Source organism: Blastococcus sp. SYSU DS0541 (genome assembly GCF_054050875.1).
The window spans coordinates 35401-59830 of sequence record NZ_JBJHAD010000006.1; the positions used below are offsets into that span (position 1 = coordinate 35401).

Annotated in this window: 26 protein-coding genes; 15 read left to right on the plus strand and 11 right to left on the minus strand. The window is 74.7% G+C overall.

Features of this window, described 5'->3' with window-relative positions; translation table 11 throughout:
• Nucleotides 1-8: 8 nt before the first annotated feature.
• Nucleotides 9-938, minus strand: coding sequence for a pseudouridine-5'-phosphate glycosidase (locus ACI794_RS08625; protein ID WP_456616149.1), 930 nt, complete (start codon nt 936-938; stop codon nt 9-11).
• Nucleotides 939-1029: 91 nt separating this feature from the next.
• Here ACI794_RS08625 and ACI794_RS08630 point away from each other — a divergent pair, with 91 nt between their 5' ends.
• Nucleotides 1030-1260, plus strand: coding sequence for a DUF3039 domain-containing protein (locus tag ACI794_RS08630; RefSeq protein WP_456580424.1), 231 nt, complete (start codon nt 1030-1032; stop codon nt 1258-1260).
• Nucleotides 1261-1405: 145 nt separating this feature from the next.
• On the opposite strand, the gene ACI794_RS08635 is transcribed toward ACI794_RS08630, so the two are convergent.
• The 5 genes from ACI794_RS08635 to ppgK all read right to left on the minus strand — a co-directional run bounded on the left by ACI794_RS08635 (nt 1406) and on the right by ppgK (nt 7959).
• The gene (locus ACI794_RS08635; RefSeq protein WP_456603821.1) at nt 1406-2464 is read right to left on the minus strand and encodes a YihY/virulence factor BrkB family protein; all 1059 of its coding nucleotides are present in this window, start codon (nt 2462-2464) and stop codon (nt 1406-1408) included.
• Between the two features lie 83 nt (nt 2465-2547).
• Nucleotides 2548-4821, minus strand: a complete 2274-nt coding sequence (locus ACI794_RS08640; RefSeq protein ID WP_456616150.1) for a VanW family protein — start codon at nt 4819-4821, stop codon at nt 2548-2550.
• A 142-nt stretch (nt 4822-4963) separates the two neighbouring features.
• Entirely contained in the window at nt 4964-5188 is a 225-nt protein-coding gene (locus ACI794_RS08645) for a DUF7455 domain-containing protein (RefSeq protein ID WP_091930645.1), read from the minus strand.
• Nucleotides 5189-5594: 406 nt separating this feature from the next.
• A complete protein-coding gene (locus ACI794_RS08650) occupies nt 5595-6926 on the minus strand; it encodes an RNA polymerase sigma factor (RefSeq protein WP_456603819.1) in 1332 nt (443 codons plus the stop codon).
• A 289-nt stretch (nt 6927-7215) separates the two neighbouring features.
• Nucleotides 7216-7959, minus strand: a complete 744-nt coding sequence (ppgK, locus tag ACI794_RS08655) for a polyphosphate--glucose phosphotransferase (protein WP_456616151.1) — start codon at nt 7957-7959, stop codon at nt 7216-7218.
• A gap of 87 nt (nt 7960-8046) precedes the next feature.
• Here ppgK and ACI794_RS08660 point away from each other — a divergent pair, with 87 nt between their 5' ends.
• Nucleotides 8047-8877 carry an inositol monophosphatase family protein gene (locus ACI794_RS08660; protein WP_456616152.1) on the plus strand — a complete coding sequence of 277 codons (831 nt, stop codon included), beginning with the start codon at nt 8047-8049 and terminating at the stop codon, nt 8875-8877.
• A 16-nt stretch (nt 8878-8893) separates the two neighbouring features.
• On the opposite strand, the gene ACI794_RS08665 is transcribed toward ACI794_RS08660, so the two are convergent.
• Together ACI794_RS08665 and ACI794_RS08670 are read right to left on the minus strand one after the other, a co-directional pair.
• On the minus strand, nt 8894-9430 hold the full coding sequence (locus tag ACI794_RS08665; protein WP_456580430.1) for a LytR C-terminal domain-containing protein: 537 nt from the start codon (nt 9428-9430) through the stop codon (nt 8894-8896).
• Between the two features lie 118 nt (nt 9431-9548).
• Nucleotides 9549-10595, minus strand: a complete 1047-nt coding sequence (locus ACI794_RS08670) for a phosphotransferase family protein (protein ID WP_456603816.1) — start codon at nt 10593-10595, stop codon at nt 9549-9551.
• Between the two features lie 284 nt (nt 10596-10879).
• Here ACI794_RS08670 and ACI794_RS08675 point away from each other — a divergent pair, with 284 nt between their 5' ends.
• The 6 genes from ACI794_RS08675 to ACI794_RS08700 all read left to right on the plus strand — a co-directional run bounded on the left by ACI794_RS08675 (nt 10880) and on the right by ACI794_RS08700 (nt 14753).
• Nucleotides 10880-11179, plus strand: a complete 300-nt coding sequence (locus tag ACI794_RS08675) for a DUF4193 domain-containing protein (RefSeq protein ID WP_091930594.1) — start codon at nt 10880-10882, stop codon at nt 11177-11179.
• Between the two features lie 86 nt (nt 11180-11265).
• Nucleotides 11266-12141, plus strand: a complete 876-nt coding sequence (locus ACI794_RS08680; protein WP_456616153.1) for a hypothetical protein — start codon at nt 11266-11268, stop codon at nt 12139-12141.
• A gap of 101 nt (nt 12142-12242) precedes the next feature.
• Entirely contained in the window at nt 12243-12743 is a 501-nt protein-coding gene (gene dut, locus ACI794_RS08685; RefSeq protein WP_456603814.1) for a dUTP diphosphatase, read from the plus strand.
• Between the two features lies 1 nt (nt 12744).
• Entirely contained in the window at nt 12745-13464 is a 720-nt protein-coding gene (locus tag ACI794_RS08690; RefSeq protein WP_456616154.1) for a DUF3710 domain-containing protein, read from the plus strand.
• 64 nt (nt 13465-13528) lie between these two features.
• Nucleotides 13529-13906: an OB-fold nucleic acid binding domain-containing protein gene (locus tag ACI794_RS08695; RefSeq protein ID WP_456580435.1), complete on the plus strand. Its 378-nt coding sequence runs from the start codon at nt 13529-13531 to the stop codon at nt 13904-13906.
• 61 nt (nt 13907-13967) lie between these two features.
• The gene (locus tag ACI794_RS08700) at nt 13968-14753 is read left to right on the plus strand and encodes a DUF3159 domain-containing protein (RefSeq protein WP_456616155.1); all 786 of its coding nucleotides are present in this window, start codon (nt 13968-13970) and stop codon (nt 14751-14753) included.
• Between the two features lie 66 nt (nt 14754-14819).
• Here the strand turns inward: ACI794_RS08700 and ACI794_RS08705 are convergent, their stop codons facing one another.
• Nucleotides 14820-15500: a potassium channel family protein gene (locus tag ACI794_RS08705; RefSeq protein ID WP_456616156.1), complete on the minus strand. Its 681-nt coding sequence runs from the start codon at nt 15498-15500 to the stop codon at nt 14820-14822.
• Nucleotides 15500-16168 (minus strand): potassium channel family protein, encoded by a 669-nt coding sequence (locus tag ACI794_RS08710; RefSeq protein WP_456580438.1) that lies wholly within the window; start codon nt 16166-16168, stop codon nt 15500-15502. The genes ACI794_RS08705 and ACI794_RS08710 overlap by 1 nt, the downstream gene beginning before the upstream one ends.
• Before the next feature lie 173 nt (nt 16169-16341).
• Between ACI794_RS08710 and ACI794_RS08715 the strand changes: the two genes are divergently transcribed.
• The 7 genes from ACI794_RS08715 to ACI794_RS08745 all read left to right on the plus strand — a co-directional run bounded on the left by ACI794_RS08715 (nt 16342) and on the right by ACI794_RS08745 (nt 23036).
• Complete coding sequence (locus tag ACI794_RS08715) at nt 16342-18384, plus strand: APC family permease (RefSeq protein ID WP_456603810.1); 2043 nt, start codon at nt 16342-16344, stop codon at nt 18382-18384.
• Between the two features lie 106 nt (nt 18385-18490).
• Nucleotides 18491-19735, plus strand: a complete 1245-nt coding sequence (locus tag ACI794_RS08720) for a class I SAM-dependent RNA methyltransferase (RefSeq protein ID WP_456616157.1) — start codon at nt 18491-18493, stop codon at nt 19733-19735.
• 126 nt (nt 19736-19861) lie between these two features.
• Complete coding sequence (locus ACI794_RS08725) at nt 19862-19990, plus strand: hypothetical protein (protein WP_456580441.1); 129 nt, start codon at nt 19862-19864, stop codon at nt 19988-19990.
• Between the two features lie 92 nt (nt 19991-20082).
• Nucleotides 20083-20310 (plus strand): DUF4177 domain-containing protein, encoded by a 228-nt coding sequence (locus tag ACI794_RS08730; RefSeq protein WP_091930586.1) that lies wholly within the window; start codon nt 20083-20085, stop codon nt 20308-20310.
• A gap of 54 nt (nt 20311-20364) precedes the next feature.
• Nucleotides 20365-20733: a hypothetical protein gene (locus ACI794_RS08735; protein WP_456580442.1), complete on the plus strand. Its 369-nt coding sequence runs from the start codon at nt 20365-20367 to the stop codon at nt 20731-20733.
• Nucleotides 20734-20838: 105 nt separating this feature from the next.
• A complete protein-coding gene (dxs, locus tag ACI794_RS08740; protein WP_456602541.1) occupies nt 20839-22755 on the plus strand; it encodes a 1-deoxy-D-xylulose-5-phosphate synthase in 1917 nt (638 codons plus the stop codon).
• Complete coding sequence (locus ACI794_RS08745) at nt 22752-23036, plus strand: thiamine-binding protein (RefSeq protein ID WP_456616158.1); 285 nt, start codon at nt 22752-22754, stop codon at nt 23034-23036. The genes dxs and ACI794_RS08745 overlap by 4 nt, the downstream gene beginning before the upstream one ends.
• 181 nt (nt 23037-23217) lie before the next feature.
• Here ACI794_RS08745 and ACI794_RS08750 read toward each other — a convergent pair whose 3' ends face one another.
• A complete protein-coding gene (locus tag ACI794_RS08750; RefSeq protein ID WP_456616159.1) occupies nt 23218-24345 on the minus strand; it encodes a ScyD/ScyE family protein in 1128 nt (375 codons plus the stop codon).
• Nucleotides 24346-24430 lie beyond the last annotated feature (85 nt).

Here is a 24430-nt window from a genome sequence, read left to right on the forward strand (position 1 = left end):
GGTCGCGCTCAGGGGGTGCGGGCGGCCAGCGCCGCGGCGATCCGGCCGGCCAGCTCCGCGTTGCGCAGCACCAGCCGGACGTTCACCTCCAGCGTCGCGCCCTCGCTGGCCCGGTGCAGGTGGTCCAGGACGAACGGCGTGACGTCCTTGCCGCGCACGCCCGCCGCATCTGCCGCGGAGAGCGCGTCGGCGATGACGCGGTCGTGCAGCTGCCGGTCCAGCTGTTGGTCGACCGGCAGGGGGTTGGCCACCACCACGGCCCCCGGCGCCAGCCCGCGGCGGGCCGCGAACACCGCGGCGGCCTGCTCGGGGTCGGCGACCGACCAGTCGACGGTCGAGCCCGAGTCCGCGACGTAGAAGCCGGGGAAGGTGGTGGTTCCGTAGCCGACCACGGTGACCGAGAGCGACTCCAGCCGTTCGAGGGTGGCCGGGACGTCGAGGATCGACTTCACGCCGGCGCAGACCACCACGACCGAGGTGCGGGACAGCGCCGTCAGGTCGGCGGACTCGTCGAAGGTCTCGACCGACTGCCGGTGCACGCCGCCCAGGCCGCCGGTCGCGAACACGGCCACCCCGGCCGCCTCGGCCAGCAGGGCGGTGCTGGAGACCGTCGTGGCGCCGCTCATCCCGAGCGCCGCGGCCACCGGCAGGTCGCGGACGCCCAGCTTGGCCAGGTCGGGGTCCGCGCAGACCCGGTCGACCTGGTCGGGGGTCAGCCCGACGTGCGGGGTGCCGTCGAGGACGGCGATGGTGGCCGGAACCGCGCCGCCGGCCCGGACCGCCGCCTCGACGTCGTCGGCGGCCTCCCGGTTGTCCGGCCGGGGGAGGCCGTGGGCGAGGAGCGTGCTCTCCAGCGCGACGACCGGCCGGCCGGCGGCGAGGGCGTCGGCGACCTCGGGGGAGAGGACCGGGCGGGGAGCGGTGGTCGGCAGCGGCACCCTGTCATCATGGTTCCCGGGTGCGCCGAGCACCGCGGCGACCCCGGCCGCGCGGCCGCCGCACGACCGCACCGTCGAGCAGGGAGCCCGCATGAGCAGCAGCGACATCCTCGAGCGGCCGGACGTCCGCGACTCCGACACCGGCAACGCCAACGAGGTCTTCCACTACGTCAAGAAGAACAAGATCGCCGAGAGCGCCGTCATGGGCACCCTCGTCGAGGCGTTGTGCGGCGAGGTCTTCCCGGTGACGAAGAGCCCCAAGCCCGGCAGCCCGGTGTGCCCGGCCTGCAAGGAGGTCTACGAGCAGCTCCGCAAGGAGTAAGGGGCCACGAGACCCCGCCCGCGTAGCGGGTGGACCGGTCGCGGGGGCCCGGAGGGCCTCCCGACCGGAACACGCGGAGGGCTCCACGCACCAGGGGCACGGCACCTGGTCGCGGTGCGGTCCGGAGGACCGCGATGTCATCGCGTCATCGCAGGCCGAGTCGGCGCGCCTCCTCGTCCAGCTTGGCCTGCCGCCGTTCCTGCCGGCGACGCTCGTGGCGGCGCAGCGGCGCGGGCCACCGCGCCTGGATCGTGGCGTTGAGCTCGGCGCCGAGCAGCACCGCCATCCCGAAGAAGAAGCAGAACAGCAGCGCGCCGATCGGTGCGGCCAGCGCTCCGTAGGGCAGCGCCACGGTCAGGATGTCGCTGACGTAGGCGCGCAGCAGCAGGGCGGCGACGAGGAAGAAGCCGAGGCTGAGCACCGCGCCGGGGAGCTGCCGCCGCCAGGGCAGCCGGTGCGGCAGGACGACGTGGAAGAAGCTGGTGAGCGCCAGCAGCATGCCGATGACCACCATCGGCCAGTAGACCGCGTTGATCAGCATGTCGGTGGTGTCCCGCCAGTTCTCCGGCACGAGTCCGACCAGCCTGCCGCGGCCCAGCACCAGCAGCGGCAAGGTCAGCACCGCCAGCAGCAGCCCCACGACGAAGAGCCAGAGCGCCATCAGCCGGGTGTGGATGGGGCCGCGCACGTCCCGCTGGTCGTAGGCGATCACGATCGTGTTCATGAAGGTCGCCGTCGCCGACGACCCCGCCCACAGCGAGAGCAGGAAACCGACGCTGACCAGCTCCAGCCGGCCGGAGCCGAGGATGTCGGCGAGCGTCGGGCGCACCAGGTCGTCGACGACGTCGGCGGTGAGCACCTGCGCCGACGCGTCGAGCAGCTGGGCCTCGATCTGGGCGACGGCGCCGCCGCCGATCAGCGAGCCCAGGTAACCGAGCGAGCCCAGCAGCCCGATGAGCAGCGGCGGGACGGACAGGATCTGCCAGAACGCCGCCTCCGCGGACAGCCCGATGATGCGGTCCTGCCAGGCCTTGGCCAGCGTGCGGCCGAGCACCTGCAGGGGCACCCGCAGCGGGCCCGGCCACCGGCGCACCCGGGAGGGCCGGGGCAGGTCGAGCCGCGTGGCACCCTGCGGGGCGGCGTGCTCGGCGGCCTCGTCCGCGCCGACCCCGGCGGGCGAGCCGCTGGGGAGGACGGCGCTCACCTGACCAGTGTGCACGCCCGGGCGTGCCCCGACCGGTGGGGCGCCGGGCTCGGCACCCCACCGGGTCGGATCGGAACGGGACGTCAGGCCGCCCGCGGGCGCGACGGGCGCCGGCCGCCCGGCGCCGGTGCGCCGCCCGGGACGGTGCCCTCGGGGCCGGGTGCCGGTGCCTCCGCGGGCACGCAGTTGATCACCGGCTCGGCGGCGTAGCGGGTGCGGAAGTCCTCCCGCTTGATCTCGGCGCCGGTATCGAGGTCGCGGAAGACGCGGGTGACCGTGATGTCGAAACCGGTGGACCCGGACTGCGGCTCGCAGGTGGGGCTGTCGGGCTTGTTCTGCACGACCGGCTCGCGGAAGTTGTAGCGCTCGCTGCTGATCGACTGGATCTCGTAGCGCTTGGTCCCGTAGAAGGTGACGGTGATCGTCCCCGGCGTCCACGCGGTGTCGACGTACACGGCGGTGTCGCCGTCGTTGCGCCACTTCAGGTCGATCGAGTCGTAGTAGACCGTCGCTTCGCGGCCGGCCGGGTAGCGGCTGATGTAGAAGCTGTGCGGCTTGTGGAAGACGTCCTCGAGGCCGGCGAAGAAGACGGCGTTGAACATCGTCGTGGCGAACTGGCTGATGCCGCCGCCCACGGCGGTGGTGAACTCGCCGTTGTTGATCACACCGGCCTCGACGTAGCCCTGCGCCACGCCGCGCGGCCCGGTGAAGCCGTTCAGGCTGAAGGTCTCGCCGGGCATGATGATCGCGCCGTCGACCTCCTCCGCGACCACCCGGATGTTCGTCCCGCTGGCCGGGTTGCCGATGTTGGTGGTGAAGCTGGAGATCTTCTCGCGCACGCCGAGGGCCTCGGCCTCCTGGGTGGTGAACTCCGCCGGCACCGGGCCCAGCTCGGCGGTGACGGTCCGGGGCGCCTCCTCGGTCAGCACCGGCAGCAGCTGCTCGGCCAGCCGGGCCGGCGCGATGCCGGTCCCGTCCACCGACGGGACGACGTTCACCGCGTCACCGGAGACCTCGAAGGTGGCGTCCTGCGCGGGGGTGCCGAAGACCGACAGCTCGTCACCGAGGGCCGCCTGCAGCGCCTCGGGGTCCAGCCCGACGGCGAGCTCGCCGTCGTCCTCGGGCGTGAAGGTGAGGGAGCCGGCGATCGCCTCCACCGGCACCTCCGCGGAGGTGGCGCCGTCCTGGCTCACGACCTGGACCGGCGCCGACAGGGCGGGGGTGACCGTCTCGTCGAGGACGCGCTGGGCCTCCGCGGCGTCCACGCTCACCGGCGTCACCTCCACGGGGAGCTCGATCGGCGTGCTCGGATCGCCACCGGAGGCCAGCGCCTCGGTGATCGCCTCGGCCGAGCCCTCGCGGTCCAGCGTGCGGCCGTCCACCGGCTCGACGACCGAGGGGGTGGTGCCCTCGATGGCGATGGTGGCGTCCTGCGGGGCGCGGTCGACCTGAGAGGCGATGCCGTCGATCTGGGCCAGCAGGGCGGTCTCCTCACCGGTGATGACCGGCTCGACCTCGCGGTCGGAGAACAGGGTGACCAGGCGCGTCCACGGGTTGAGCGGCTGCTCCTCGGCGGCGTCCACGGTGCTCGGGACGTCGAGGGTGATGCCGGCCGTGGCGGGGGAGAGGGTGCCCGTGACGTCGGCGGCGGTGACCGTGTGGTCGGCGACGACCCGGGGGGCGAGCCGCTCCTCCAGCCGCTGGGCGGCCGACGCGGGCGACAGGCCGCCGACGTCCACCCCGGCCACCACCGTGTTCCGCGGCACCTCGCCGGAGGACGCCACCAGGTCGACGCCGTAGAGGACGGCCAGGGCGGCCAGGACGCCGGCGGGGACGAGCGCCGCCGGGCGGCGCCACCAGGGGCCCCGGGGGCCGTGCGCGTGGTCGTCGCCGGGCGGAGGGCCGTCCGCCCCGCCTCCAGGTGCCGCCCGCAGGGTGTCGAGGGTCGCGGCGTCCACGGGGGCGGTGGCCGTGGCGTCGGCGTCCGTGACCGGGGTGGCGACGGCGGTGCCCGCGCCGTCCTGGGCCGTGGGGTCGCCGGCGTCCCGATCCGGCCGGCGGGTGCTGTCGGGCTCCTCCGCCGGGGCCGGCTCGGCGGCCGGCTGACCCCCGGCGGACGGGTCCTGCGCGGTCGCCGGGGTTTGTTCGGTCACGGTGTCCTGCTCGGCCGCTGCGTCCTCCGCGGTGGCCGGGGGCGCGGCGGGAGCCCCGCGCTGCCAGTCCCTGCCGACCGGACGGGTGTCGTCCGGGGCTGCCTCGTACGCCGGCGTCTGGCCGGTCGCCGGGGGCGGGGGCCCGTCCCCGCCGTCGGGACGCATGCGCACCGTCTCGTCGGGTGCAGGGTGGTGCTGGGACATGGGGGTTTCCTCCGGTCGCCGCCGACCGGGGGTCCCCGGAGACGACGGAGCCGCCGGCCCGACGCCCGCACGAGGCGGGACGTCGGACGCGGCGGCGTCGTCGGGTGAGGCGGTCATCGCGGGCGCGACGATAGCGCCTCCCTCACGCAGTTACGCGCTGCTCGCCCTCAGTGTCGATGATGTCGACGGCGATGTCACGCAGCTTGCCCTCGTACTCGCGGGCGTGGTGTCCGCAGAACACGAGGTCGCTGCCGTTGGCGAGCACGACACGGACCTTGGCAAGTGCGCCGCAGCGGTCGCAGTGGAAGGGCACGACCAGGTCGTCGGCGGCGGGGGTCGTCGTCAGCGTCTGGGTCATCTGGGTCATCACTCGCTCTCTACCGCACGGACCCGCGGCTGCGGATCGGCCTCCTGCACAGCGCCAGGATGGCCCCTCGGATTCCCGTTCCGACCCGGTTCATCCCGGACTCGCCGAAAGAGATGAGTCCGTAACACACCGGGCGTGGGTGGAGCGGGTTCAGCAGGGGACGTCACTGGGGTGGAACTGAACTGGTGGTGCTCGTGCTGGTGATCATCTGCCGGGCCGGTGGTCGACCGGTCCGACCGTGGGTCCGCTGCTGTTCTGACCGGGCCCACGCTACGCCGTCTACCCGACAGCTGTCGGCGTACACGGTCGTGATCTCCCCGTGACCACTCCCGGGTGACGGCGGGACGGCTGAACGCGAGTGGCCCAGAACCAGGGAGGTTCTGGGCCACTCGCGTCCGGTGCCGGCTCAGTCCAGGTAGTCGCGCAGCACCTGGGAGCGGCTCGGGTGGCGCAGCTTCGACATCGTCTTGGACTCGATCTGCCGGATCCGCTCACGGGTCACCCCGTAGACCTGGCCGATCTCGTCCAGCGTGCGCGGCTGGCCGTCGGTGAGGCCGAAGCGCAGCCGGACGACACCGGCCTCCCGCTCCGAGAGCGTCTGCAGCACGCTGGTCAGCTGGTCCTGCATGAGGGTGAAGCTCACCGCGTCGACCGCCACCACGGCCTCGGAGTCCTCGATGAAGTCACCGAGCTGGCTGTCGCCCTCGTCACCGATGGTCTGGTCGAGGCTGATCGGCTCCCGGGCGTACTGCTGGATCTCCAGCACCTTGTCCGGGGTGATGTCCATCTCCTTGGCCAGCTCCTCCGGGGTGGGCTCGCGGCCCAGGTCCTGGAGCAGCTCGCGCTGGATGCGGCCGAGCTTGTTGATGACCTCGACCATGTGCACCGGGATGCGGATGGTGCGGGCCTGGTCAGCCATGGCGCGGGTGATGGCCTGGCGGATCCACCAGGTGGCGTACGTGGAGAACTTGTAGCCCTTGGTGTAGTCGAACTTCTCGACCGCGCGGATCAGACCGAGGTTGCCCTCCTGGATCAGGTCCAGGAACGCCATGCCGCGGCCGGTGTAGCGCTTGGCCAGGGAGACCACGAGGCGGAGGTTGGCCTCCAGCAGGTGGTTCTTGGCGCGCTCGCCGTCGCGGACGATCCAGTTGAGGTCGCGGCGCATCTGCGGGGAGAGCTTCTGGCCCTCCTCCTCGGCCTGGCGGAGCCGCTCGGAGCCGTAGAGGCCGGCCTCGATGCGCTTGGCGAGGTCGACCTCCTCCTCGGCGTTGAGCAGGGCGACCTTGCCGATCTGCTTGAGGTAGGCGCGGACGGAGTCGGCGGAGGCGGTGAGCTCGGCGTCCTTGCGGGCCTGCCGCAGCGCCTCGGACTCCTCCTCCTCGTCCCACTCGAAGTCGGTGCCGCCCTCGGCGGCCTCCTCCTCGGCGACGACCTCGACGCCGTCCTTGCCGGTGACGACCGTCTCGTCGAGCTTCAGCCCCTCGGAGCCGGCGTCGACGACCGCGACCGCGCCCTCCTCGGTGGCCACCGCGGTGAGCACGGCGCCCTCGCCGGTGCCCGGCGACGGGGTGATCGCCGGCTTCGCGCGGCCCTTGGCGCCGGCGGCCTTGGCCGGTGCCTTCTTCCGTGCGGCGGCCGGGTCAGCGGCCGCCTTCCTGGCACGGGTACCGGTTGCGGCCGTCCTGGCGCGCGGGGTGCTCGCTGCGGCTGCTTCCGGTGCTGGCTGATCGGCGGGCACTCAGGTTCCTTCCCGTGCTGGGTGCGTTCCCCGGGGGACCGTGTGGTCCGCGGGCAGCGGCTCCGGCCGGCGCTCCGCGGGGGAGGAGGACCCACGGGACCGGCGCGGCGTTTGGCCGCGATCGGGTCGGGGGATCCCTCCCGGCTGGGAAGCGACGGGCTGGGGCTCCACCATTGTAACGACGTCGCCGGGTGAAACCAGCGCCTCGCACCCGGGGCCCTCGCTCCGAGGGGGCGGGCGGAGCGACCCGGTGGGGTGACGCGGAGCGCCCGGTCGGCGCCCTGCGCGGTCAGGCCTCGGCGCGCTCGACGGCGGCCAGGGCGGCGCCGACGATGCCGGCGTCGTTCTGCAGCTCGGCGGGGACGACCGGGGTGCGCGTGGAGAGCAGCGGTACCCACTTGTGCGCCTTCTTGCTGACGCCGCCGCCCACGATGATCAAGTCCGGCCACACGCTGGCCTCGAGGACGTCGAGGTAGCGGTCGACGCGCAGCGCCCACTCGGGGTAGCTGAGCTCCTCCCGCTCCCGGGCGGCCGCCGAGGCGCGGCGCTCGCCGTCCTCGCCGTCGACCTGGATGTGGCCGAACTCGGTGTTGGGCACCAGCCGGCCGTCGACGAACAGCGCGCTGCCGATGCCCGTGCCGAACGTGAGCATGAGCACCACCCCGCGGCGGTCGCGGCCGGCGCCGTAGCGCATCTCGGCCAGGCCGGCGGCGTCGGCGTCGTTCAGCGTCTCCACCGGGCCGGGGATGCGCTGCGCCACCCCCGCGGCCAGGTCGGTGCCCAGCCAGCTCTTGTCGACGTTGGCCGCCGTGTGGGCGACCCCTGACTTGAGCACGCCGGGGAAGGTCACGCCCACGCGCCCGGACCAGTCGAACGAGCCGACGATCCGCGCGACGACGTCGAAGACGGGCTCGGGCAAGGAGGGCTGCGGGGTCTCGACCCGGAGCCGATCCCCGATCAGCCGACCCGCCTCCAGGTCGACCAGGCACCCCTTGATGCCGCTGCCACCGATGTCCACCCCGAAGCCCTGCACGCGGACAGGCTAGTAGAAGGCCCCTTCGCCCCCCGCGACTCGCATGGGGCCCTGCTGCGAGGGGGGCCGCTGCGGCAGGATCGACCCATGAGCACCCCGCGCGCAGCCCTCACGGACCCACCGGCACCGGCCGGGCTGCTGGCACTGGCGGTCGCGGTCGCGCGCGAGGCCGCCGTCCTGGTGGCCCGCGGCCGGGAGTCCGCGGGGGAGCAGGTGACCACCAAGTCCAGCTCCGTCGACGTCGTCACCGCGGTGGACGCCGCCAGCGAGGAGCTGCTGGTCCGGCGGTTGCTGGAGGCCCGCCCGCACGACGGGGTGCTGGGAGAGGAGGGGGCCGCGCGCGAGGGCAGCAGCGGGGTCCGCTGGATCGTCGACCCGATCGACGGGACCGTGAACTTCCTCTACGACATCCCGGCCTACGCCGTCTCGGTCGCCGCCGAGGTCGACGGGGTCGTGCGCGCGGGCGCGGTGCTCAACGTCGCCACCGGGGAGCTGTTCACGGCGTCGGCCGGCGGCGGCGCGTGGCTGGGGGTGCCCGGCCGGCCGGTCCGCCGGCTGGCGGTCGGCACACCGGTGTCGCTGGAGCAGACGATGGTCGCGACCGGCTTCGGCTACCGGGTGGAGCAGCGCCGGGCGCAGGGTGCGGTCGTCGCGGAGCTCGTGACGCGGGTGCGCGACATCCGGCGGTTCGGCAGCGCGGCGCTGGACCTCTGCGCGGTCGCCGCCGGCCGGGTGGACGCCTACTTCGAGCTCGACCTGAACCCCTGGGACCACGCGGCCGGGGCGCTGGTGGCCGCCGAGGCCGGCGCGGTCGTGACCGGGCTGGGCGGTGCGCCGGTCGGGGAGCCGATGGTCGTCGCGGTGGCGCCCTCGGTGGCCGAGCCCTTCCTCGCGCTGGTCTCCGAGCTGCACCGCTGAGCGGGGGGCTAGGGCCTCAGCAGTCGGCGGGTGCGCTGTCCGGGGCGGTCAACGCGGCCTCGACCTCCTCGGGCGGGGCGAGGCCGGCGAAGTCGGGGCCAAGCACCAGGTCGACGACGGCGTCGGCCCGGACGTCGCGGTAGGTCGTGGACCCGGGCACGAAGACGGTCAGGAACCGCGCGGCGTCCGCGCCGGGAGCCCCGTACCGCACCTCGCCGACGCCGGTGACCTCCCGGTCCGTCGGGTCGTTGGCCACCTCGTTGACGGTGAAGCCCCGGCCGGCGAGCTCGTCGGCCACCGTCTGCGCGAGGCCGCCCTGGCTCGTGGCGTTCAAGACGCGCACCGACACGGTGGCCGGGTCGAGGGACGGGGGCGCCGCCTCGGCGGTGGCGCAGGCCCGGGCGTCCGCGGCCCGCTGCTCCCGCTCCTGCTGGGCCACCGACCACCAGACCGCGCCGGCGGCCAGGGCCAGGACGAGCAGGAAGATCAGCGGGGGGAGCGGGCGACGGCCACTGCGCGGGCGCACCGGGGGCTGGGCGGTGCGCTCGGTCACGGGAGAGCTCCTCGGCGGGGACCCGGCAGGCGTGACGCCGGCCGGCCGGAACGGGACGGACGACGCCCGCGACTGGTGCGGACGGCGGTCGGTGCGAGCTTAGGGGCGGCGGGGCGTCCTAGATCGCACCGTCGTCCAGAGCGGCGCGTCCCAGCTCGACGCAGGGGTCGATCCGCTCCGCGTAGCCCGTGGTGTCCTTGCCCGCCATCGCGCCCGCGGCCGAGCGGGCCACGATGCCGGCGATGATCGCGGCGAACTTGAAGAAGCCGAAGGCCACGTACCAGTTGAGCTCGGACAGGTCGGTGCCCGTCCGGCCGGCGTAGCGCTCGGCCACCTGCTGCCGCGTCGGGAAGCCGGGCAGGGTGGTGACCGGGCTCTGCGACGACGGCCGCTGCTCGCCGGCCTCGGGCCAGTAGACGAGCATCATCCCGAGGTCGGTGAGCGGGTCGCCGACCGTCGACATCTCCCAGTCCAGCACCGCCTTGATGCGGCCCGGCTCGGCCGGGTCGAGCAGGCAGTTGTCGAGCCGGTAGTCGCCGTGCACGATGCCCGAGCCCTGGGTGGTGGGCACCGTCTCGGCCAGGCGGGCCGCCAGCGCGTCCAGCCCGGGCCGGTCCCGGTCACGGGTGGCGTCCCACTGCTTGGTCCAGCGCCGCACCTGGCGGGCGGCGAAGCCCTCCGGCCGGCCGAAGTCCGAGAGGCCGACGGCGTCGTGGTCGACCGAGTGCAGGTCGGCCAGCACGTCGACCAGCCGCTCACCGACCGCCCGGCGCTGCTCCGGCTGGTCGGCGTAGCCCGGCGGGAACTCGCGGACCACGTGCACCCCGACCACGCGCTCCATCACGTAGAAGGGCGCACCGAGGACGCCGGTGTCGGTGCACAGGTGCAGCGTCCTGGGCACGGGGACGGCGGTGCCGCCCAGCGCGCTGATCACCCGGTGCTCGCGGGCCATGTCGTGCGCGGTGGCCAGCACGGCGCCCGTCGGCGGCCGGCGCAGGATCACCGCGTCCTCGGCCGACCCGCCCTCGGGGGTCACCACGTAGGTGAGGTTGGACATGCCCGCGGCGATCAGCTCGACGGTGACCGATCGCCATCGATCGTCCCCGAGAGCAGCGGCCAGGTAGGGCCCGACGACGGCTGGATCAGCACCCGGGGGAGTCGACACCGGCGCAGGGTAACCTCTGGCGCTCCGCCGCCCGCCCGACCCTTCCCCGGTCCGATGTGTCACCTCCGCTGAGGCGGGCACAAATCGGGGCCGAACGGCGTTGGGGGGCTGCCGGCCTCTCCGCGAGGGGAGGCCGACGCAGTGGACGGGCGCCCCGTGCGGGCCGCTCCCACACCGACCCACCGGTCGCCCACCGGCGAACGGCCAGGACGACGGCGCGCACCCCGCGCCTCGTCAGACGAGCGGGCACGACGCCCGCGGAACCCCGGAGGAGGGGCACACCCATGGCCACCGACTACGACGCCCCGCGCCGCAACGAGACCGACGAGCTCGGCGAGGACTCGCTCGAGGAACTGAAGGCGCGGCGGGCCGAGGCCCAGTCCTCGTCGGTCGACGTCGACGAGACGGACTTCAACGAGAACCTCGAGCTCCCCGGCGCGGACCTGTCCAACGAGGAGCTGACCGTCCGCGTGCTGCCCAAGCAGGAGGACGAGTTCACCTGCTCGCGCTGCTTCCTGGTGCAGCACCGCAGCCGGCTCGCGTCCACCCGCGGCGACCAGCTGTTCTGCCGCGACTGCGCCTGACGAAGGACCCCCGTGCCCCCCACCGCTCGCAGGCTCGCGGCGGGGCCCTGCACGGGGGCCGTTCCATCCCGTCACCAGGGGGACCGATGACCGAGGGGCCGCGCACCGGGGCGCCGCGTGACGTGCCGCCGCCGCGCCCGGTCGCGCCGCAGGCCACCCCCGCGACGCCCGAGGAGAGCCCCCTCGCGCGCGCCGGGCGGGCTCTCGCCGACGCCGTCGCCGGGCTGACCGGCAGCGGCGCGGACCGGCCCGCCGGCGGCGGCCTGCGCGACGTCGTCGGCGCCGTCGCGGGAGCCGTGGCCGGCGCGTTCGGCAGCGGGACCCCCGCGCCGCCTCCCGGCCCGGCCGAGACCCGGGCCGCCGCTGGGGACGGCCGCGCCCCGGGCGCGCTGCTGGGCGACCTCCTGGCGGCGGCCGCGCCCCGGCTGCCGATCCGTGACCGGGACCGCCTGCGCGCCGCCCACCCCGGGCTGTCGGACGACGAGATCGCCGAGGCGCTCGTCCAGCGGGCCGCCCGCGCCACGTCGGGCATCGGGGCGGCCACGGGCGGCCTCTCGGCCGCCCACTGGTTCGCGCCGCCCTCCCTTCTGGCGGTCCCGCTGGAGCTGGGGGCCGAGACGGTCCTGGTCGCCGCCGTCGAGGTCGTCCTGATCGGCGAGCTGCACGAGCTGCACGGCCGGCGCGCCCCGGGGGACGCCGCCGAGCGGGCGCAGGCCTACCTCGCCGGGTGGTCGCTGCAGCGCGCCGTGCGGGACGGCGGCCCCGCCGGGCTCGGCACGGTTCTCGGGGCCGCGGGCCTGCGCGCCCTGCGGCGGCGCATGACCCGCCGGCTGGCCGGTGCGCTCCCCGCGGCCGCCCCCTTCCTGGTCGGCGCCGCCCTCTCGGGCCGGGGCAACCGCCGGGCGACCGAGACCCTCGCCCGCCGCATCCTCTCCGACCTGCGGGAGGGTCCGACCGCGTGAGCCGACCCGGCCTCCGGGGTGCGGGTCGCCGGCCTCCCTGCAGGGGCCCGGCGCGAGCCTGCGAGCGGTGGGGGGCAGGGAGGTCCTTATAGGGTCGGCGAGTGCCCGAACCCTCCGAGCTGGACGTGGCCGTCCGGCTCACCGCCCCCGACGGCGCGGTCCCGGCCTACGCCCTGGCCGGTGACGCCGGGGCGGACCTCACCGCGGCCGAGGACGTGGAGCTGGCCCCGTTCGAGCGCAGGCTCGTGGGTACCGGTGTGGCGGTGGCGATCCCCGAGGGCTACGCCGGTTTCGTGCACCCCCGCTCGGGGCTGGCCCACCGGCTCGGGCTCAGCATGGTGAACGCACCCGGGACCATCGACGCGGGCTACCGCGGGGAGATCATGGTCAACCTCATCAACCTGGACCCGGTGACGCCGCTGCGGCTCTCCCGCGGCGACCGCATCGCGCAGCTGGTGGTGCAGCCGGTGGCCCGCGCGCGGTTCGTGCCGGTGCCCGAGCTCCCCGCCAGCTCTCGCGGCGAGGGCGGCCACGGTTCCACCGGCGGGTACGGGCCCGCGGCGACCGGGTCCTCCGACACACCAGCACTCGAGGGGAACTGACATGCCGTTCGGACGGCGGCGCAACCGCATCGACCGCAGCCTGCGCGAGCGCGGCGTGCCCCCGGAGCCGCAGCAGCGGATCCGGGAGGTCGACGAGACGACGGGCCCCTGGGACGAGGCCGACGCACCCGAGGACGGCCTGGCGCGGATCGACCTGGGCGCCCTCCGGCTGCCCGCGCTGCCCGGGATGGACCTGCGGGTGGAGCTCAGCCCGCAGCAGAAGGTGATCGGCGCGACGCTGCGCCACGGCAGCTCGCTGCTCCAGGTCGCGGCGTTCGCCGCCCCGCGCGCGGCCGGCATCTGGGACGAGGTCCGGGCCGAGCTGGCCCGCACCGCCTCGGGCCAGGGCGCGTCCCTGCGCGAGCAGGAGGGCCCCTTCGGCATCGAGCTCGTCGGCACCGTCGTGGCGGTCGCACCGGCGCAGCCCGGGCAGCCGGCCCCGGCGGCGTCCCGGCGGCCGGCCCGCTTCCTCGGCGTCGACGGCCCGCGCTGGTTCCTGCGCGGTCTGCTGAGCGGCTCCGCGGCCGCGGGCGGCGAGGCGGAGGCGGCCGCGCTGGAGGCGGCCTTCCGCGGCATCGTCGTCGTCCGGGGCAGCGAGCCCATGCCGGTGCGCGAGCCGCTCCCGCTCGCCCTGCCGCCGCAGGCCGCGGCGCAGCTGGCGGCGCAGCAGCCGCCGCCGGGGGCGGCCCCGGGCCGGGCGCCGGCCGACGGCCCCGCCTGACGACGCGATGCAGGGAACACCCGTGCGCGTCCACGTGGGCACACCGGCGGCCTACGCTGGTGCCGTGACGGAGACCCGACCGGCGGGCTGGTGGTCGCGCGCGGTGCAGCGACTCACCGCCGACGACCACACCATCGACGCCCAGGAGCTGCGGGCGGGATCGGCCAGCGCAGGCTGCGAACCGGTCAGCGCCTGCCGCAAGGGTGCGGTGGTCACGGTCACCGGCCGGCTCAAGTCGGTCGTCTACACCCCGCGCGAGACGGTGCCGACGCTCGAGGCCGAGCTGTTCGACGGCTCCGGTTCGGTGACCCTCGTCTGGCTGGGCCGCCGGCGCATCGCGGGCATCGAGCCCGGCCGGACGCTCACCGCGCGCGGGCGGTTCGCCGCCTTCGACGGCCGGCAGGTCATCTACAACCCCTGGTACGAGCTGAGCGCCGGCTGACCGCCGCGCGACGGCGGGCAGCCGCCACGCGGGGGACGGGCAGCGGACGAAGGGGACGAGCGTGACCGCAGCGGGCCGGACGGACGACGGCGAGCACGGTCCTGAGTCCGACGCCCCGGCGTCGGCCTTCGACCGGGAGCAGCTGCTGGCCCAGCTGGGCGGCTGGCGCGGCATGCTCGACGCCTCGCTGCCCACCGTGTCGTTCATCGTGGCCAACGGCATCGCGGGGCTGCGCACCGGCATCTGGGCGGCGGTGATCGCGGCGGTCGGGGTCTTCGTCCTCCGCCTGGCCCGGCGGCAGAGCGTGCAGCAGGCGTTCAGCGGGCTGATCGGGGTGGGCATCGCGGTGGCCATCGCGGCCAACAGCGGCGAGGCCCGCGACTTCTTCGTGCTCGGGATCGTGCGGAGCCTTGTCGTCGGCGTGGTCCTCCTGGGGTCCATCCCGTTCCGCTGGCCCCTCGTCGGGGTCGTCGCCGAGTTCCTGGCGCCGAGCCACCTCGGATCGATGGCGGGCCACTCGCTGCCCTGGAACCGGCGCTCGCGCGGGACGGAGCCCGAGGCCACCACGCCGGTGCCCCCCGACCTGCGGGACGCGCCGCAGCTGCACTGGCGCCGCGACCCCCGGCTGTTGCGCGCCTACTCCTGGCTCACCGCGCTCTGGGCCGCCTCGTTCTTCCTGCGCGCCGGCGTGCAGTGGGTGCTCTACCGGGCCGACGAGGTGGAGCTGCTCGGCACCGCGTCGGTCGTGCTCGGCCTGCCGCTGACCGCCGTCGTCCTCGTGATCACGCTGTGGGTCGTCGCGCGGCTGCACCGGCACCGCACCCCCCCGGCTCCACCCGAGGCCTGAGTGCATGGCCCCCCTTGCAGGGGCCCGCCGCGAGCCTGCGAGCGGTGGGGGGCAAGGGCTCCACGCTCAGGCGCGGATGCTGCCGGGGCCCTCCGGGGCGAAGACGTACTGCAGCTCCTCCTCGGTGTCGCCGTGCGACACGAACAGCAGCTCGTCGCCGGACTCCAGCGGCTCGTCGGGCGACGGTGTGATCACCCGGTCGCCGCGGAGGATGGTCGTGAGCACCGTCTCGCGGGGGAGCGGCACCTCGCGCAGCGGGCGCCCGACCCAGGCGGTGTCGTCGCCGAGGGTGATCTCGACCAGGTTGGCCGCGCCCTTGCGGAAGCTCATGAGGCGGACGACGTCGCCCACGGTCACCGCCTCCTCGACCAGCGCGGCCAGCACCCGGGGGGTGGAGACCGCGACGTCGACGCCCCACGCCTCGGTGTAGAGCCACTCGTTGCGCGGGTCCTTGACCCGGGCGACCACGCGGCCGACCGCGAACTCGGTCTTGGCGAGCAGCGAGACGACCAGGTTGGCCTTGTCGTCGCCCGTGGCGGCGACGACGACGTCGCAGGTGGCCAGCTGTGCCTCCTCCAGGGAGGAGACCTCGCAGGCGTCGGCCTGCACCCACTCCGCGCCCGGCACCGAGCGGGTGCGGACCTTGCGGCCGTCCTTCTCGATGAGCATGACGGCGTGGCCGTTCTCCAGCAGCTCCGTGGCGATGGAGCGGCCGACCGCGCCGGCTCCCACGATCGCGACCCGCATCAGTGCCCGCCTTCCTGGGGGCCGCGCTCGACGACCTCGTGCACCCGCGCGGTCAGCTCGTCGGTGACCGCGACGACCAGCTGGTCGCCGTCCTGCAGGACCGTGGTCGGCGTCGGCAGCTGGGCCTCGCCGAACCGGGTGAGCCAGGCCGCCCGGGCGCCGGTCGCCGCCTCGAGGGCGGCCAGCTTGCGGCCCACCCAGCGGTCGGTGACGGTCACCCGCACCAGCAGCACCTGCCCGGTCGGCTCGCGCCACAGCTCGCTCACCTTGACCGACAGCAGCTCGCGGAGCAGCCGGTTCACCGTCCACGGCACGGTGGCGACGCTCGGGATGCCCATGCGCTCGTAGACCTCGGCCCGCTTGGAGTCGTAGATCCGCGCGACGACGTGCTGGACGCCGAAGGTCTCCCGCGCCACCCGGGCGGAGATGATGTTGGAGTTGTCGCCGCTGCTCACCGCGGCGAAGGCGCCGGCGGAGTCGATGCCGGCGTCCAGCAGGGTCTGGCGGTCGAAGCCGAGCCCGGTGATCTGACGGCCGGCGAACTCCGGGCCGAGCCGGCGGAAGGCCTCGGGGTCCTGGTCGATCACGGCCACGCTGTGCCCGATCTGCTCCAGGCGCCGGGCGATGGCGGAGCCGACACGGCCGCAGCCCATCACGACCACGTGCACGCGTCACTCCCCGGAGCTCCCCGGTGGCGCCGGCGCCGACCGCCCGCGCATCACCGGCCGCGAAGCTACACCCGCCGGGCCCCCGGCAGCGGGCAGGACGCCGGTATCCCCCCTCGGGGCCAGGTGGCCCGAGTCACGCCCGCGGCGGCCCCGCGCGTCCGTACCATCGCGCCGTGCCGAACCTGTCCGATCTCGGACAACTCCCGAAACGCCTCGTCCTCGGCCGCCCCGTACGCAGCGACCGGGCGGGGGAGTCGTTGCTCCCCAAGCGGCTCGCGCTGCCGATCTTCGCCAGCGACCCGCTCTCCTCGGTGGCCTACGCCACGCAGGAGATCCTCATCGTCCTGACCCTGGCGGGGACGGCGTTCCTGTTCTTCGCCCCCTGGATCGCGATCGGCGTCGTGGTGCTGCTGACCACGGTGGTGCTCTCCTACCGGCAGGTCGTGCGCGCGTACCCGTCGGGTGGCGGCGACTACGAGGTGGCGGTCAAGAACCACGGGCAGTGGGCCGGCGTGACGGTGGCCAGCGCGCTGCTCGTCGACTACGTCCTCACCGTCGCCGTGTCGGTGTCGGCCGGGACCGACAACATCATCTCCGCGTTCCCCGAGCTGAACGAGTACCGCGTTCCCATCGCCCTGGCACTCGTGGCGCTGCTGGCGGCGGTCAACCTGCGCGGCGTCCGCGAATCGGGCCGGACCTTCGCGGCGCCGACCTACCTCTTCATCACCGGCATCATGATCATGGTCGTCACCGGCCTGCTGAAGTACTTCGTCACCGGGGGCGGCCTGGTCGCGGAGAGCGCCGCGTGGACCGTGCTGCCCGAGCCCGGCTACGAGGAGGTCACCGGGCTGGCGCTGATCTTCTTCGCGCTGCGCGCCTTCGCCTCCGGCTGCACCGCGCTCACCGGCGTCGAGGCGATCGCCAACGGCGTCCCGGCCTTCCGCCCGCCCAAGGGCCGCAACGCGGCGACCACCCTCGCCCTGATGGGCGGCATCGCGGCCACGATGTTCGCCGGCGTCACCGCCCTCGCCCTGCTCGCCGACGTGAAGTACGTCGAGCACACCTGCGACCTGGTCGGATTCCCCGGGGACTGCGAGACCGACCCCCAGCGCACCGTCATCGCCCAGCTGGCCGCGGCCACCTTCGGCGGCGACACCTCGTTCGGCTTCTTCTACGTCCAGGCCGCCACGGCGCTGGTCCTGATCCTGGCGGCCAACACGGCGTTCAACGGGTTCCCGCTGCTGGGCAACGTGCTGGCCCAGGACCGGTTCATGCCGCGGCAGCTGCACACCCGGGGCGACAAGCTCGTCTACAGCAACGGCATCCTGCTGCTCGCCGGCTTCGCCGGGCTGCTCATCCTCGCCTTCGACGCCGACGTCAACCGGCTGATCCAGCTGTACATCGTCGGCGTCTTCACGAGCTTCACGCTGGGGCAGACGGGCATGGTGCGGCACTGGAACCGCGAGCTGCGCAGCGTCACCGACCCGGGGACGCGGGCCCGGATGCGGCGCTCGCAGGCCATCAACGCCGTCGGCGGCACCCTCACCGGCGTCGTGCTGGTGATCATCGTGACCACCAAGTTCACCCACGGGGCCTGGCTGGTGCTGCTGGCGATGCCGGTCCTCGTCGTGCTGATGAAGGGCATCAACCGGCACTACTGCCACGTGTCGGAGCAGCTGGAGCCCGACACCGACGCCCGCACCCTGCCGAGCAAGGTGCACGCCGTCGTCCTCGTCTCCAAGGTGCACAAGCCGACGCTCCGGGCGCTGGCCTTCGCCCGCGCCACCCGCCCGGACGCGCTGACCGCGCTCACGGTCAACGTCGACGACGGCGAGACCCGTGCGCTGCAGGCGGACTGGCAGCGCTACGACATCCCCGTCCCCCTCACGGTCCTGGAGTCGCCGTACCGGGAGATCACCCGCCCGGTGCTCGACTACGTGAAGGGCATCCGGCGGGACAGCCCGCGCGAGCTGGTGGTGGTCTTCGTGCCGCAGTACGTCGTCGGCCACTGGTGGGAGAACGTGCTCCACAACCAGAGCGCGCTGCGTCTGCGCGCCCGCCTGCAGTTCCAGCCCGGCGTGATGATCACGACCGTGCCGTGGCAGCTGGAGAGCTCGGTCGGCCACGACGACGACGGGCGGCGCGGCGGCCCCGCCCCGGGCGACCTGCGCCGCGGCTTCACCGACGACGAGGTGGACGTGACGCCGTATGGGTAAGGACCCCGGCGCCCCCCACGCCTCGCAGGCTCGGCGCGGGCCCCTGCGCCGGGGCCGTTCCAGTGCGTCACGTTCCGGCACGTCGCCGGACAAGGGTCTCGGGTGGGTGGGCCGGGAGTTCGAGGTGGCCGTCGGGCCGGTGGCGCACGGGGGGCACTGCGTCGCCCGGCACGAGGGCCGGGTGGTGTTCGTGCGGCACACGCTGCCCGGCGAGCGGGTGCGCGTGCGGGTCACCGAGGACCGGCACCCCGGCTTCTGCCGCGCCGACGCCGTCGAGGTGCTGGAGGCGGCGCCCGCCCGGGTCGAGCGCCCCTGCCCCTACAGCGGCCCGGGGAAGTGCGGCGGGTGCGACTGGCAGCACGTCGACCCCGCCGAGCAGCACCGGCTGAAGGCGTCGGTCGTGCGCGAGCAGCTGGTGCGGCTCGGTGGCCCGGACGCCGGCGACCCCGTGGTCGCGGGCCTGGTCGTCGAGGAGCTCCCGGGCGGGGCGCTGCGCTGGCGGTCCCGCGCGCGATTCGCCGTCGACGGCGCCGGCGCCCCCGGCCTGCGGCGGCACCGCTCGCACGACGTCGTGCTCCTCGACGACTGCCCGATCACCGTGGAGCCGGCCGCGCAGGCGGTGCTGGGACGGCGCTGGCCGGGTGCGGGCGCCGTCGACGTCGCGATCGACTCGACCGGCGCGGTGACCACCGTCCCGCTGGACCGCCGCGGCCGGCCGCGGCGCGCCGAGGTGCGGCGCGCGGGGGAGGAGCTCCCCGCCGAGCCCGCCGGCCGCGCCGAGCGGCGGGCCGGGGGCCGGGACTGGGAGGTCGAGGGCACCGGCTTCTGGCAGGTGCACCCCGCCGCCGCCGACGCGCTGGTGGACGCCGTCGCCGGGTTCGCGGCCGTGACGGCCGGGGAGACGGTGCTGGACCTCTACGCGGGGGCCGGGCTGTTCGGCGGCGCGCTGGCCCCGGGCGTGGGTGCGGGCGGGCGCGTCGTCTGCGTCGAGGCCGACCCCGGCGCCTGCGCGGCCGCGGACGCCAACCTCGCCGACCTGCCCCAGGCCGAGGTGTGGCAGGGCGAGGTGGACGCCGACGGGCTCGCCGAGCTGCTCGCCGAACTGGGCTCCGGGCCGGACGTCGTCGTCCTCGACCCGCCCCGCGCCGGTGCCGGGACCGCGGTGAGCCGGCTGCTCGCCGGGAGCGGCGCGCGGGCCGTCGTCTACGTGGCCTGCGACCCCGCTGCGCTGGGGCGCGACGTCGCCGCGTTCGCCGCCGCCGGGTACCGGCTGGCCGCGCTGCGCGGCTTCGACGCCTTCCCGATGACCGCCCACGTGGAGTGCGTCGCGCTGCTGGTCCCGGCCGCGTAGGGCCAGGACGCCCGGCGGGACGTGGCGGTTCGGCGACGGAGGACCACTCCCGTCGCACCCGTCACACGCGTCGTCCGGCCGCCGGGTCGTCTGCGTAGCGTCCGCCCTGTGACGAGGGGAGATGCGATGCAGAGCACGACCGCCCACCCGCACGTGGCCGCCGCCCGCAAGCTCCTGGCGCTCGGGTGGTGGTTCGTCGCCGCCGGTGCCGCGCTGGCGCTGGGGCTCGAGGTCGAGGACGGCGTCTCCCTCTGAGCGAGCTCGGGGTGGTGCGCTCGGCGCCCTCCGGCGGCCCGCCGCACCCGCCCGGCTGCTCGCGCGGTGACCCGCCTCGCTACGGTCAGGGGGTGCCCACGTGGGAATACGCCTCGGTCATCACCGCCAACGATGCGGAATCACAGCGGGCCGGCGTGAGCGTCAAGCTCCCCGGCGGACAGTCGGAACGCCAGCAGGGCGACACCAGCTCGGTGCTCAACAAGCTCGGCGCCGAGGGGTGGGAGCTGGTCAGCTACCACTCCAGCGGCGCCGGCACCTGGGGCTTCGAGCAGTTCTGGCTCAAGCGCCAGTCCTCCTGACCCGACACGGCCACCTGTCGAACAGCTGTTCGACGACTGGGGCAGAATGGCGCCGTGGACGTCGCAGTGCCGCCGGGCTGGCCGGAAGAGGTGCGCCCGCCCGGCGCGCCTGACTGGGAGCGCACCGCCGTCGCCTGGCTGTTCGACCTCGTGCCGCCGGACTACCGCGCGCACGAGGTGCTCCGCCGGTACCCGGTGCTGCTCGCCCGGTTCGCCGGCGACCACGTCGCCGCCGGACTCGAGGCCGCCCGTGCCGGCTGGCGCACCCTGCGGGTCGAGCTCGCCGACCAGCTTCCCCCCGAGGCCATCGAGGCGGCGATGGGCGCCTACGAGCGCGAGGGCGCCCGGCTGGCCGCGGCCGCTCGCGGGGTGGAGGTCGTCGGAGGCGCGTTGCGCGGGGAGCGGTGGGTCCCGCGCCTGTGAGCTGCATCTGCGGCACCCGCTCGACCGGAAGTACGGGGCAACCGCAGTTACAGTGGATCGGCGGCGCTGACCAGCTCCGCCCGACCGAGAGGACACCGCCGCACCGTGCCGCTCCTGCGATCGCTGCGGGGCCCGGAAGACGTCAGGGCCCTCGAGTCCGAAGCGCTGCCCGCCCTCGCCGCGGAGATCCGTGACGCCCTGGTCACCAGCGTGGCGAGGACCGGTGGCCACCTCGGCCCGAACCTCGGCTGCGTCGAGCTCACCATCGCCCTGCACCGGGTGTTCGAGTCCCCGCGCGAGCCGATCGTGTTCGACACCGGTCACCAGTCCTACGTGCACAAGATGCTCACCGGCCGGGTCGAGGGCTTCGAGCGGCTGCGCCAGCGCGGCGGTCTGTCGGGCTACCCCAGCCGCACCGAGAGCGACCACGACTGGGTGGAGAACAGCCACGCCTCGACGTCGCTGTCCTACGCCGACGGCCTGGCCAAGGCCTTCGCCATCCGGGGTGACTCGCGGCCCGTCGTCGCCGTCATCGGCGACGGTGCCCTCACCGGCGGCATGGCCTGGGAGGCGCTGAACAACATCGCCGCGGCGCAGGACCGCCCGGTCGTCATCGTGGTCAACGACAACGGCCGCTCCTACTCGCCGACCATCGGCGGGGTCGCCGACGCGCTGGCCACGCTGCGGCTGCGCCCTGGCTACGAGCAGGCGCTGCTGCAGGTGCGCCAGGCGCTGCACCGGGCCCCCGTCGTCGGTTCGGCCCTCTACGACGCGCTGCACGCGATCAAGAAGGGCCTCAAGGACGTCCTCTCGCCGCAGGGCATGTTCGAGGACCTGGGCATGAAGTACGTCGGCCCGGTCGACGGCCATGACGTGCGCGCGATGGAGTCCGCGCTGCGGCGGGCCCGCTCCTTCGGCGGCCCGGTCATCGTGCACGCCGTCACCACCAAGGGGTTCGGCTACCCGCCGGCCGAGACCGACCAGATCGACGCCTGGCACGCGACGGGCGTCTTCGACCCGGACAGCGGCGCGAGCGTGCGCAAGACCGGGCTGGCCTGGACCGATGCCTTCGCCGACGAGCTGGTGCGGGTCGGCGCCGAACGCCCCGACGTCGTCGCCATCACCGCCGCGATGCTGCACCCGACGGGCCTGGCGCCGTTCGCCGAGCGGTTCCCCGAGCGCACCTTCGACGTGGGCATCGCCGAGCAGCACGCCCTCACCTCGGCCGCGGGCCTGGCGATGGCGGGGTTGCACCCGGTCGTCGCCGTCTACTCGACCTTCCTCAACCGGGCGTTCGACCAGCTGCTCATGGACGTCGCGCTGCACCGCCAGCCGGTGACGGTGGTGCTCGACCGTGCTGGCGTCACCGGTGACGACGGCGCCTCGCACAACGGCATGTGGGACATGTCGATCCTCTCGGTCGTGCCCGGGCTCGCCCTGGCCGCGCCGCGCGACGAGGCGACCCTGCGCGAGGCGCTGCGCGAGGCCGTCGACATCACCGACGGCCCCTCCGTCGTGCGCTTTCCCAAGGGCTCGCTGCCCCCGGACATCCCGGCCGTCGAGCGGCGCGGCCCGGTGGACGTGCTGCGCCGCGGCAGCCGGGCGGAGGTGCTCCTGGTCGCCGTCGGCTCGATGGTGCCGATGTGCCAGGCCGTCGCCGAGCGGGCCGCCGACCACGGCATCGAGGTGACCGTCGTCGACCCGCGCTGGGTGCTCCCGGTCTCGGCCGAGCTGGTCGAGCTTGCCGCCGGGCACCGGCTGGTCGTCACCGTCGAGGACGGCGGCCGGGCCGGGGGCGTGGGCACCACGCTGAGCCAGGCCCTGCAGGACCGCGACGTCGACGTGCCCGTGCGCACGCTGGGCCTGCCGCAGCAGTTCTTCGAGCACGGCAGCCGCGGGCAGGTGCTCGCCGACGCCGGGCTGACCGAGCAGGACGTCGCCCGTCGGATCGCGGAGTGGACGGCCCGGCTGGCCGAGCGCTCCGAGAGCCCCGTCGTCGAGTCGGTCGAGGGCGGGCGATGACCGTCATCGCCGAGATCCAGGTGGCGCCGTCGCCACCCGGCACCGCGGAGGACCCGCACGCGCACGTCGAGGCGGCGATCGCCGTCATCCAGTCCTCCGGGCTGCGTCACGAGGTGGGGGCGCTGGGCACCACCCTCGAGGGCGAGGCCGACGAGGTGTGGGCGACGCTGCGCGCCGCGCACGAGGCGATGCTGGCCGCCGGCGCCGCCGGTGGGCTCTCGCACATCAAGGTCGCCTCGGTGGACCGCACGATGGACAGCCTCACCGCCAAGTTCCGCTGAGCCCACCGCGAGGCTCGCCGCCCGGCCGCGCCACGCCGGCCGTCGTCCTCCCGCACCGCAGAGCGTCCTCCCTCACCGTGCACCGTGAGGGAGGACGCTCCACGATCAGGGCACCTGATCCCAGCAGAGGTTCAGGCGGCGACAGGTCGAGGTCGGCGCCTTCCGGCCGGGGTCAGCGCGGCTAGAAGGACCGCTTGGTCAACCGCCAGACCTGCCCGTCGCTGTCCGGTGCGCCGATCCCGGTGCCGGGGGAGAGCGAGTTCACCGACACGTACACGTTCCCGGGCTGGTCGACGACCACGCCCGCCGGCGAGGGGACGGGCAGCGTGGCCCGTGCGCCGTTCTTCGGCACGAACACCATCTGACCGGCCCGGTCGGCACCGCCGAACAGCTCGCTGACGTACAGGTTGCCCGCCTGGTCCTGCGCAGCACCGGTCACCCCGGTGAAGCCGGTCCAGGTCTGCTGGATGGCCCCGGTCCGGCGGTCCAGCTCCCAGACCCGGCCAGCACCGGGAACCAGCGATCCCAGGCCCCCCACGATGACGTCCCCGTCCCGGCTGAAGGTGAGGGCCGTCGGGACCGGGTCGCAGGAGTAGCTTTCGTCCTGATTGAGCCGGGTGTCGCAGCCGCCACCGGTGATGGTCGGCAGGACGGCGAACACGCTGATCACACCGCTACCGTCGACGGCGAGGACGGCGTTGGCGGCGGCGTCGGCCACCAGCACCCGGTCGCCCAGGTCGAGCACCCCGTACGGGTTCGACTCGAAACCCTGGCCGTCCGGGTCGTTCGCCTCCTCGAAGGCACGGATGTCGGCGACCACGACGGCCGGCTGGCCCGCCGCCGCGCGCAGCAGCTTCCCCTCCTGCTCCTTCGGCAGGCCGGTGATGCCGTCCGGCACGTCGACGTCCTTGGCGACGTAGATCCGGTCCAGGGACCGCGCGCTCGCCGAGTCGTTGCCGGTGGCGCCGATCCCGGACGGACCGGCCTCGGACAGCAGGCCGGTCACCACGCGCTCCGCGGTGACCCCCTGGACCTTGCTCGGGCGCCGCACGATGCTGACCGCCCCGGTGGTGCCGACGCAGACCTGTTCCCCGCCCACGACGGCACAGTCGCTGCCGCCGATCCCGGACTCCGCGATGACCAGGATCCCGTCATCGGTGAGGTCCAGCTGCCGCGGGTTGTCCAGGTGCCGCGCGACCGGCACCGGGGCCAACCGTGAAGCGTCGGCGGGCGCGGCGACGGCGGGACTGATCCACAGCGTCGTGATCGCCAGGCCGGTGGTGGCAGCTGCACATGCGAGACGTCTCATCAATACCCCTAGCCAGTCGAGGAGCTGGGCCGTCGGAACGGACCAGCGCGAGGACGCCGAACGTTGGCAGGGGGATCCGGGCTGG